This is a genomic window from Campylobacter sp. BCW_6873 (assembly GCF_001762365.1).
GTDB classification, from domain to species: Bacteria; Campylobacterota; Campylobacteria; order Campylobacterales; family Campylobacteraceae; genus Campylobacter_D; species Campylobacter_D jejuni.
The window spans coordinates 930-3,377 of the sequence record NZ_MJWS01000098.1 but is presented as its reverse complement, the minus strand read 5'-3'; the positions used below and the strand labels follow the sequence as shown (position 1 = coordinate 3,377).

Sequence of the window (2,448 nt, the reverse complement as noted above, 5' to 3'; positions counted from 1 at the left end):
AAACCACAAAATTACATCTTAATTTTAATAAAATAGAGAATCTAAGGAGATAACCCATGACATATATATTACTTCTTATTATAATTTCTACTATTCTTTCTTATCTTATATTAAAATTTATTTATAAAATCATCTTTAAATCTACAAAAAGCGTTTCAAAGTTTTTAGTCTTTCTTGGAGGTATAGGCTTAATTATCTTTTATTATACTCCTTATTCTTATTATTTAGAGCCTAGTTATTGGCAATTTAGGAATATGTGTAAGTTAAATGAACTTCCTAAAGTATAATAAGATTCTAGGGTATTTTGGATTAAGTTTGGATACATTAGATTGGGAGGAGCTGAATAGAAGAGCTTATAAAATAAGTAAAGAATAGCAATTCTATTTGCAAAATTTTAGAGAATATGCAACATATATAGGAGAAATAAAAAAGACTAGATATGATATAATGGCTATTCTGTATAGCAATAAAAAACTTATCTCTAAAGATAACATTACATCAATAATTTTACTTGATACTTGGAATACAAGACGTTACAATTTAGAGTAAGAATCTGTGGCTAGTTATAATATTGAGTGGATAGAGATAGAAGAATATTGCAGTTTGTACTTCAATACAAAGGAGCAAAAATGGACAATAAAGGATTAATCACTAAATTACGAGACAATGCAGAACTTCCTTGGGCAGCCTATGGATATTTTCATTTAGCTAATGAAAGTTATAAGCCAGAGGAAAATAGTAAGGATTGGAAAAGATTAAAATATTTTAGAGATATTAAAGAAGATACAACCCAATCTGTATTCCCCACCCTAATTGATATTCTCAACATAGAATACAAATATTTTAAAGATGAAAAAACAGGAAAGCTAAAAATGGCTTCTTTGATGATGAGTTATTTAGTGGCGACTTCTCCCAACTCCAAGCCAAACAATTCTTTTCTCGCTATGATTTATTAAAACATTGTCCTAATACAAATTCAGGTTTTTCTGCTACTCTTTTTCAAGAAAAAGAAACTAAGGAGTATATGAGATGAAAAAAACATATTATTTTTATTATATTTGTAGTTTATCTTATTGCCTGTTTTCTTTTTACATTACTGGCAGGATCTATTGGGCATGGAGCTACGCCATATAAAATAGCAACATTTTTTATCACGCTAATTGTTGCACCATTAGTTCCATATGTGATAGTCAGTCTAGTAATAGATACATACAAACAATTCCAATGGTGGAAAATTTTAAACTTAATATTCTTGATTATACCAATATATATTTTTTTTACTAGATTATGGAGGTAAGCAAAAATGGATAACAAAATATTAATACAAAAACTTAGAGACAATGCCGAGCTTGCTTGGGCTAGTTACGGATATTTCCATTTGCTAAAAGACAACAAAGGAATATCAAGAAAACGATATGCCTTAGATGAGCAAGGCAATAAAATTACTGATAATTCATATTTACGAGGATATAAAGAAATAGAAGTTACTTTTGCAGATATTTTAAATATTCAATTAAATGGGCAAGAAGTCTTGATAAACCAAACAACAAGCAATGAATTTTTATCAAGCATATCAAATAAACTTGATGATACTTTTAATTTTGATGCTCTCGATGGCGACTTCTCCCCACTCCAAGCTAAACAATTCTTTTCTCGCTATGATTCATTAAAACATTGTCCTAATACAAATTCAGGCTTTTCTGCTACTTTGTTCTATGATACACACAAAGATGGTTTCGTGGTGTGGTTTAGGGAAACAGAATGCGGATTCTAAAAATACTTTATATTTGTTGGATTATATTATGTGTTGTAGGTTGGTTTATATCTCCTATTGTTGGACATAATCCAAATAGGGTTGAGGAGTTTTTTATAATGCTTGGTTGGATAGTCTTTCCACTAATGATAGCCAATCTATGGCTTTTTGGAATAACAAGAATTAAAAAATATTTAAGGAATTTTTTAATATTGTTTTTATATTACCCTTTGGCATTTGCTCTGTTTTTGGTGCTAAATTAACTTTAGGAGACTAAATGAAAGAATTAATCAACAATCTAAGAGACTATGCCGAGTTGGCTCAAGCAAGTTATTTTAACTTTATGTATATCAATAACGATGAGCGAGAAATGGATAGTTATAAAATAGGGCAAAATAGATTCCCTAAAGATAAAGACAATATAGAAAATTTAGAATATACAAAGACCTTATCTAAAAAATATAAAGATTATTTTATTTATGATGATTCCATTGCACTATATCCGACACTTAATGGAGAATTTGGGGAGATTCAAGCTAAAAACTTTGCTAAAAAATATGAGATTAAATTCCACCAACCAAATACGGCTTCTGGCTTTAGTGCTACTTTGTTTTATGATAAAGAAAAAGATGAATTTATAGTAGGATTTAGGGGAACTGAAACTGATAATTTTATTAGCTCGATTCAAGATATAG

The 2,448-nt window shown here is 28.9% G+C and carries 3 protein-coding genes and 1 pseudogene; all 4 read left to right on the top strand.

The features are described 5' to 3' along the window. The first annotated feature begins 56 nt into the window (after positions 1-56). Positions 57-287, top strand: a complete 231-nt coding sequence (locus tag AJ932_RS10830) for a hypothetical protein (protein ID WP_070278745.1) — start codon at positions 57-59, stop codon at positions 285-287. Between the two features lie 342 nt (positions 288-629). After that, positions 630-956, top strand: coding sequence for a hypothetical protein (locus AJ932_RS08460; protein ID WP_002881839.1), 327 nt, complete (start codon positions 630-632; stop codon positions 954-956). 347 nt (positions 957-1,303) lie between these two features. Beyond that, positions 1,304-1,774: a hypothetical protein gene (locus AJ932_RS08450; protein WP_070278545.1), complete on the top strand. Its 471-nt coding sequence runs from the start codon at positions 1,304-1,306 to the stop codon at positions 1,772-1,774. Between the two features lie 256 nt (positions 1,775-2,030). Then, a pseudogene (locus tag AJ932_RS10825) lies at positions 2,031-2,448 on the top strand (hypothetical protein); the annotation flags it as partial.